This window comes from Accumulibacter sp. (assembly GCF_032229525.1).
Classification (GTDB): domain Bacteria; phylum Pseudomonadota; class Gammaproteobacteria; order Burkholderiales; family Rhodocyclaceae; genus Accumulibacter.
The window spans coordinates 1-7,703 of the sequence record NZ_JAVTWB010000153.1; the positions used below are offsets into that span (position 1 = coordinate 1).

Below are 7,703 nucleotides of genomic sequence, written 5' to 3' on the forward strand. Positions count from 1 at the left end.
CCAGAAAAAACCACCATCGACGGCTTCCGCAAGAGTTCACCAGGCACCACAGGCCCCGATCCGGAAAGCCCTCCTGAAGTCCCATCTCGAAGCCTGTCGATAGCGAGTGTTGTCGTCCGTAGCCTGGCGACATGCGGGCCTGCGGCGACCTCGCCGCCGCTTCCAGGCATCGGGACGGCGTTGGCGAAAGTGTATAATTCCGCCCGATGGCACAGGACGCAGTTTTTCTTCCCCTTCCTCTCGCAACACACAGTCCCGCACCGATGACACTACGCCCCCTCAGCGGCTGCGGCTGCGCGCATTGCCCGTTTGCCGCTCATCGCGAAACGCCCATCCTGCGTGCCGAATAACGGATGAGCAGGCGCCTGATCTGGATCCTCTGGATCGCGCTCGCCGCCGTCTGGTTTGGCACGCTCGACCAGCGCGCGCTGGTGCGGCCAGACGAGGGCCGTTACGCCGAAATCCCGCGCGAAATGGTCGCCAGCGGCGACTGGGTGACCCCTCGCCTCAACGATTTCAAGTATTTCGAAAAGCCCGCCCTGCAATACTGGGCGACGGCGACCGGTTACACGCTGTTCGGCATCGGCGAATGGACCGCCCGGCTGTGGCCGGCGCTGACCGGTTTCCTCAGCATTCTGCTGGTGTGGTGGACCGGGCGCCGGCTGTGGGGCGCGACAGCGGGCCACCTGGCGGCAGCGATCCTGGCCAGTTCGCTGCTGTTCGTCGTTCTCGGCCACCTGATCACGCTGGACATGGGGCTGTCGTTCTTTCTGCAGGTGGCGTGGACCGGCTTCCTCTTTGCGCAACAGGGCGAGCGCAGCGAGAGCCGCCGCTGGATGCTGCTGGCCTGGGCAGGGCTGGCGCTGGCGGTGCTCTCCAAGGGGCTGGTGGCGCTGGTGCTGGTCGGCGCCACGTTGGTCGGTTACACGCTGCTCAACCGCGACCTGTCACCGTGGAAGCGCTTGTCGCCGCTGGCCGGGTTGGCACTGTTTCTGGTCATCGCCGCGCCCTGGTTCGTCGCCGTTTCGCTGGCCAACCCGGAGTTCCCGCAGTTCTTCTTCATCCACGAGCATTTCGACCGATTTCTGTCGACGGTGCACCGCCGCGACGAGCCAGGCTGGTATTTTTTTGCGGTTTACGCGCTGGGTGCGCTGCCGTGGACGCTGCTCCTGGTGCACACCCTGCTCAAATCCTGGGGCCGGCACGCTGCCGGCAGCTTCAGTCCGGAGCGCTTCCTGCTGCTCTGGATCGTCGCCACCTTCGCGTTTTTCAGCGTCTCGGGCTCGAAGATGGCGCCCTACATCCTGCCGATCTTCCCGGCCCTGGCCCTGCTCGGCGGCCAGCATATCGCCGCGCTCTCACGCCGCGCCTGGCTCCTCCACCTGGCACTTCTGGCCGTGCTGGCGGCCGCGGCACTGGCCCTGGCTCCGCGCGTGTTGAGCATGGCGGGCCAGTCCTATTCGCTGGCAATGCTGCAGGGCGTGCGCGACTGGCTGCTCGGCGCTGCCGCCGTATCGCTGGCCAGCGTTCTGGCAGCCATGTTCCTGGTCTGGAAGCACCGCCATGCGGCTGCCGCCACCGTCCTCGCCATCGGCGGCGTCCTGAGCACCAGCGCCGGCCTGCTCGGCCACGACCACCTGTCGACCTTCAGTTCGGCCAGAAGCCTGGCGGCGCAGGCGCTGCCCCGCCTCAAGCCCGGCCGGCCCTTCTACAGCGTGGACTATTACGAACAGACGCTGCCCTTCTATATCCAGCGCACGCTGACCATGGTCGCGACCGAGAACGAGCTATCCTTCGGCATTGACCAGGAGCCGCAGAAATGGATCCCGACCATCGAGGAGTTCAAGCTGCGCTGGCACGACGATCGTCAGGCCTACGCCGTGATGGTGATCGATGTTTTCGAAAAACTGCTCGCCGAAGGCGTACCGATGACCGAAATCGCCCGTGACCGCCGCTACGTGATGGTCGAGAAACCAGACACCTCCCCTGCCCCACAGGCGATGGGCAAGAGCGGAGACTGTTCCGCCACGCCCGGCCTGCCCGCCTCTTCATCCACCGGCGCGGCTCCCGGCCGGGCCTGCGACGGAACCCCGAACTGACATGACTGCTATCGCTTTCGCCCTGGTCCTCACCGGTGTGCTGCTCAACGCCGGCGCACAACTGCTGCTCAAGGCCGGCACCAATGCCATCGGCCACTTCGACTTCTCGCTCGGCAACGTGATCCCGATCGCCATGAAGGTGGCCGCACAGCCGTCGATCATTGGTGGCCTGGCCTGCTATGTGGTCAGCGTGGTGATCTGGATCCTGGCCCTGTCGCGCGTGCCGGTGAGCATTGCCTACCCGATGCTGTCGATCGGCTATGTGGTCAACGCGGTGATCGCGCACTACTGGTTCGGCGAGATCCTGGTGCTGCAGAAAATGCTGGGCATCGGCTTCATCATCATTGGCGTGGTCCTGGTGGCCAACTCATGAGCGCCCCGCTGCTGCTACCATTTACCCGTCCGTCGATCGACGAGGAGACCATCGCCTCGGTCGCCGAGGTGTTGCGCTCGGGCTGGATCACCAGCGGCCCCAAGGTACTGGCCTTCGAAGCCGCGCTGTCGGAAATCTGCGGCGGCCGTCCGGTGCGCGCCTTCAACTCCGGCACCGCGACCCTCGAGGTGGCCTTACGGCTGGCCGGGGTCGGCGCTGGCGACGAAGTGATCACGACGCCGCTGACCTGGGTGGCGACCGCCAACGTGATCCTCGAAGTCGGCGCCACACCGGTTCTGGTGGACATTGATCCGATCACAAGAAACATCGACCTCGCGCGTATCGAAGGCGCCATCACGCCGCGCACGAAAGCACTGATCCCGGTCGACCTCGCCGGCCTGCCGGTGGACCGCGACCGTCTCTACGCGCTCGCCAAGCGCCACCACTTGCGGGTGGTCGAGGACGCCGCGCAGTCCTTCGGCGCGTCGTGGAACGGCCAGGCGATCGGCAGCAGCGGCGACTTCGTTTCCTTCAGTTTCCATGCCAACAAGAACCTCACCACCTGCGAAGGGGGCGCACTGGTGCTGCCGGCGGACGTCGACCCGGGCCTCTGCGAACGGTATCGGCTGCAAGGCTTCCGACGCTTCGCCGACGGCGGCATGGACGTGGACGTGCTCGGCGGCAAGTTCAACCTCACCGACGTCGCTGCCGCGGTGGGCCTGGGGCAACTCAGGCATCTGCATGAGTTCACCGAACGGCGCCGCGCCCTGGCGCGGCGCTACTTCGCCATCCTGGACCCGGCGCTGAACCTCGAACTGCCAGCGCAGGACTTCACCAACTGCAACTGGCACATGTTCCAGCCGTTGCTGCCCGCCGGCACCGATCGTGGTGCTTTCATCGCGGCGATGCGGGATCAGGGTATCGGCGTCGGTGTCCATTACCCGGCGCTGCACCTGTTCACCCTCTACCGCGGTCTCGGTTTCACGGCCGGTCAGTTCCCGCACGCCGAGAGTGTCGGCGCGAGAACCGTTACACTGCCGCTCTTTCCGGCGATGAACGACGCCGACGTCGATCGCGTCGCCACCGCCCTGACCCGCGTTCTCAAGCCTTGAGCCATCGACCATGATCAGCCCTGAAATCTCCGTCGTCATCCCGGTCTACAACGAGGAGGACGGCCTGCCACCGCTTTTCGCGCGCCTCTACCCGGCGCTCGACCAACTGAACACCCCTTACGAGGTGATCTTCATCAACGATGGCAGCCGTGACCGCTCGGCGGCACTGCTCCGCGAGCAGTTCGAGAAGCGCCCCGACGTCACCCGCGCCATCCTGCTGGCCGCCAACGCCGGCCAGCACATGGCGATCATGGCCGGCTTCGAACACGCCCGTGGCCAGATCATCGTCACCCTCGACGCCGACCTGCAGAACCCGCCCGAGGAGATCGGCAAGGTGATCGCCAAGATGCACGAAGGCCACGACTATGTCGGCAGCATCCGCCGCAAGCGCCACGACAACGCCTTTCGCAGCATCGCGTCGAAGGCGATGAACCACCTGCGCGAGAAGATTACCCGTATCCGCATCACCGATCAGGGCAACATGCTGCGCGCCTATTCGCGCAACGTCGTCAACACCATCAACTCGTGCAAGGAAGTCAGCACCTTCATTCCGGCGCTGGCCTACACCTTCGCCCGCAACCCGGCGGAGGTGATGGTCGAGCACGAGGAGCGGGCCGCCGGCGAATCGAAGTATTCGATCTACAGCCTGATCCGCCTCAACTTCGACCTGATGACCGGCTTCTCGCTGGTACCGTTGCAGTGGTTCTCGATGCTCGGCATTCTCGTTTCGCTGGGCTCGGCCGCACTGTTCGTGCTGCTGATCATTCGCCGCCTGATCGTCGGCCCCGAGGCCGAGGGGCTGTTCACCCTCTTCGCGCTGATGTTCTTCCTGATCGGCCTGGCCCTGTTCGGCATCGGCCTGCTTGGCGAATACGTCGGCCGGGTCTACCAGCAGGTCCGTCTGCGCCCGCGCTACGTGATTGACGCGGTGCTGGAACACCAGGAGTGATTGCCGCGCCGAAGGCGGTCGTCTTCGCCTACCACAACGTCGGCGCCCGCTGCCTGCGCGTGTTGCTGGCGCACGGCGTCGACGTGGCGCTGGTGGTGACGCACGAGGATAACCCGGCGGAAAACATCTGGTTCGAGCGGGTCGCCGATCTCGCTCGCGACTACGACATCCCGGTGGCCATGCCGGAGGATCCGAACAGGGCGGAGTTTGTCGCCCGGCTGCAAGCGCTGCGGCCCGATTTCTTCTTCTCCTTCTATTACCGACAGATGCTCCAACCGGCGCTGCTGGCCATCCCGGCGAGGGGCGGCTACAACATGCACGGTTCGCTGCTGCCGAAGTACCGCGGGCGGGTGCCGGTGAACTGGGCGCTGATCCACGGCGAGCGAGAAACCGGCGCGACCCTGCACCGGATGGTGGAAAAACCCGATGCCGGCGAGATCGTCGCCCAGCAGGCGGTACCGATCCTGCCCGACGACACCGCCGGTGAGGTCTTCGCCAAAGTGACCCTGGCTGCCGAACTGGCGCTGGACCAGGTCTTGCCAGCGCTGCTCGCTGGCAGCGCAGCGCATGTGCCAGCCGACCTGGCGGCCGGCAGTTATTTTGGCGGCCGCAAGGCCGAAGACGGCCGCATTGACTGGAGCCAGCCAGCGGCCGTGGTGCACAACCTGATCCGTGCCGTCGCGCCGCCCTACCCGGGCGCCTTCTTCGTCCTCGGCGGGCAGCGCATCGTCATCACCCGCAGCCTTTCCCGGGCCGGCGGGAGCGAAGCTCCCGGACATCCCGAGCTGTATACCGAAGGCGGCCGGCTGTTCGCCCGCTGCGGTGACGGCGGCGTGCTGCACATTCTGTCGCTTGAAGTGGACGGCGAGGCCGTTGCCCCCGCCGCCTTGCCTGCCCGACTGGGCCAAAATCCTGTTCCTCTGGTCTGATCCTCATGAAAAAAATCCTCATCCTCGGCGTCAACGGCTTCATCGGCCACCACCTCTCGCAACGCATCCTGGCCACCACCGACTGGGAGGTCCACGGCATGGACCTCAGCAGCGAACGCGTAAGCGACCTGATGGCGAATCCGCGCTTTCATTTCTTCGAAGGCGACCTGATGATCAGCAAGGAGTGGATCGAGTATCACGTGCGCAAATGCGACGTGATCCTGCCGCTGGTCGCCATCGCTACCCCGGCGACCTACGTCACCGAGCCCCTGCGTGTCTTCGAACTCGACTTCGAGGCCAATCTGCCGATCATCCGGCAGGCGGTCAAGTACAAGAAGCGGGTGGTTTTCCCGTCGACCTCCGAGGTTTACGGCATGAGCCAGGACCCGGAATTCGATCCCGAAAGCTCACCGCTGATCTACGGCCCGATCAACAAGCCACGCTGGATCTACGCCTGCGCCAAGCAAATGATGGACCGGGTGATCCACGCCTACGGCCAGCAGGAGGGACTGCAATACACCCTGTTCCGCCCGTTCAACTGGATCGGCCCCGGCCTGGACTCGATCCACACCCCCAAGGAAGGTTCGTCGCGGGTAATCACCCAGTTCCTCGGCCACATCGTCCGCGGCGAACCGATCAAGCTGGTCGACGGCGGCACCCAGAAGCGTTCGTTCACCTACGTCAGCGACGGCATCGACGCGCTGATGAAGATCATCGACAACAAGGATGGCGTTGCCGACAACAAGATCTACAACATCGGCAATCCCAAGAACAACTACTCGATTCGCGAACTGGCCACCCTGATGCTGGATCTGGCCGCCCACTACCCGGAATACGCCGAATCCGCGGCCAAGGTCAAAGTGCTCGAAACCACCTCTGCCGAGTACTACGGCAAGGGCTACCAGGACACCCTGCATCGCGTACCCAAGATCACCAACACCATGGCCGACCTGGACTGGCAGCCGAAAGTCAATTTCGAAGACGCCCTGCGCGGCATCTTCGAGGCCTACCGCAGCGACGTCGCTGCCGCGCGCCAGCTGATGGACTGAGGGCGATGCCCTCGCTGGTCCTCAAGATCGACGTCGACACCTACCGCGGCACGCTGATCGGCGTGCCGCGTCTGGTAGACCTGCTGCGCCGGCACCGCGCCAACGCCACCTTTCTCTTTTCGCTCGGCCCGGACCACACCGGCCGCGCCATCAAGCGCGCCTTCCGGCGCGGCTTCATGCAGAAAGTGTCCCGAACCTCGGTGGTTTCGCACTACGGTTTCAAGACGCTGATGTACGGCACCCTGCTGCCCGGCCCGGACATCGGCCGCCGCTGCGCCGGCATCCTGCGCGCCGTTGGCGACGCCGGCTTCGAAACCGGCATCCACTGCTGGGACCATATCCGCTGGCAGGACGGCGTTCGCCACGCCAACGTGCGCTGGACCGATCGTGAAATGGAACTGGCCGGCAAGCGCTACCAGGAGATCTTCGGTGAGCCGGCGACGGTCCACGGCGCCGCCGGCTGGCAGATGAACGCGCAGGCCCTGCGCCTGACCCAGCGCCTCGACTTCAGCCACGCCTCCGACTGCCGCGGCAGCCACCCCTTCATCCCGGTGTGGAACGCCGAAATCGTCACCTGCCCGCAGCTCCCCACCACCCTGCCCACCCTCGACGAACTGATCGGCATCGATGGCCTGAACGAAGACAACGTGCACGAACACCTGCTGGCGCTGACCCGCGAGGCGCCGGCCAGCGGCCACGTGTTCACCCTGCACGCCGAACTCGAAGGAATGAAGCTGCTGCCGGTACTCGAAAAGCTTCTGCTCGGCTGGCAGGAGCAGGGCTACACGCTGAGCACCCTGCGCCAGGTCCGCGCCGGCCTCGATCCCGACAGGCTGCCACGCCACGAAATCCTCTGGGGAAGCGTACCCGGCCGCTCGGGAGAGCTGCTGGTGCAGGGCGGGGAGTTCCTGCGTAAGGTTTCGGCCTGAGCGTGCTGCGCGGATCGCCTACGACTCGCCGGTCGCCAGAAGGCCCCCCCATGGCAACTGCAACAGCAGCTGACGGCGCGCGTTCAAAGAAGACAACCCGGGCCCGCTGCGCCAATTAACGACCGCCGCCTCGTCCTGGCTGCGCTTGGGAATCGTAAAAGCGCAGCCCCTGTTGGTCGAACTTCTTCTCCCACGGGTCAAAGGGTTGCGCTGGCGGCGGTTTGGGCTTGTCAACAGGCAGCGGTGTCGGCCCTGGCCTGGGC

At 65.3% G+C, this 7,703-nt stretch carries 7 protein-coding genes; all 7 read left to right on the forward strand.

Translation table 11 applies throughout. The features are described from left to right. The first annotated feature begins 353 nt into the window (after positions 1-353). The 7 genes from RUW20_RS11720 to RUW20_RS11750 are packed head-to-tail and all read left to right on the forward strand — an operon-like array spanning position 354 to position 7,440. Entirely contained in the window at positions 354-2,099 is a 1,746-nt protein-coding gene (locus tag RUW20_RS11720; protein WP_313952403.1) for a glycosyltransferase family 39 protein, read from the forward strand. A 1-nt stretch (position 2,100) separates the two neighbouring features. Then, positions 2,101-2,472, forward strand: a complete 372-nt coding sequence (locus tag RUW20_RS11725; RefSeq protein ID WP_313952404.1) for an SMR family transporter — start codon at positions 2,101-2,103, stop codon at positions 2,470-2,472. Continuing rightward, positions 2,469-3,584, forward strand: a complete 1,116-nt coding sequence (locus tag RUW20_RS11730; protein WP_313952406.1) for a DegT/DnrJ/EryC1/StrS aminotransferase family protein — start codon at positions 2,469-2,471, stop codon at positions 3,582-3,584. Before RUW20_RS11725 ends, RUW20_RS11730 begins: the two co-directional genes overlap by 4 nt. Positions 3,585-3,594: 10 nt before the next feature. Beyond that, positions 3,595-4,533, forward strand: coding sequence for a glycosyltransferase (locus RUW20_RS11735; RefSeq protein ID WP_313952407.1), 939 nt, complete (start codon positions 3,595-3,597; stop codon positions 4,531-4,533). Next, a complete protein-coding gene (locus RUW20_RS11740) occupies positions 4,530-5,462 on the forward strand; it encodes a formyltransferase (RefSeq protein ID WP_313952408.1) in 933 nt (310 codons plus the stop codon). Before RUW20_RS11735 ends, RUW20_RS11740 begins: the two co-directional genes overlap by 4 nt. A 5-nt stretch (positions 5,463-5,467) precedes the next feature. Next, positions 5,468-6,511, forward strand: a complete 1,044-nt coding sequence (locus RUW20_RS11745) for a bifunctional UDP-4-keto-pentose/UDP-xylose synthase (RefSeq protein WP_313952409.1) — start codon at positions 5,468-5,470, stop codon at positions 6,509-6,511. A 5-nt stretch (positions 6,512-6,516) separates the two neighbouring features. Further along, positions 6,517-7,440 (forward strand): 4-deoxy-4-formamido-L-arabinose-phosphoundecaprenol deformylase, encoded by a 924-nt coding sequence (locus RUW20_RS11750; protein WP_313952410.1) that lies wholly within the window; start codon positions 6,517-6,519, stop codon positions 7,438-7,440. Positions 7,441-7,703 lie beyond the last annotated feature (263 nt).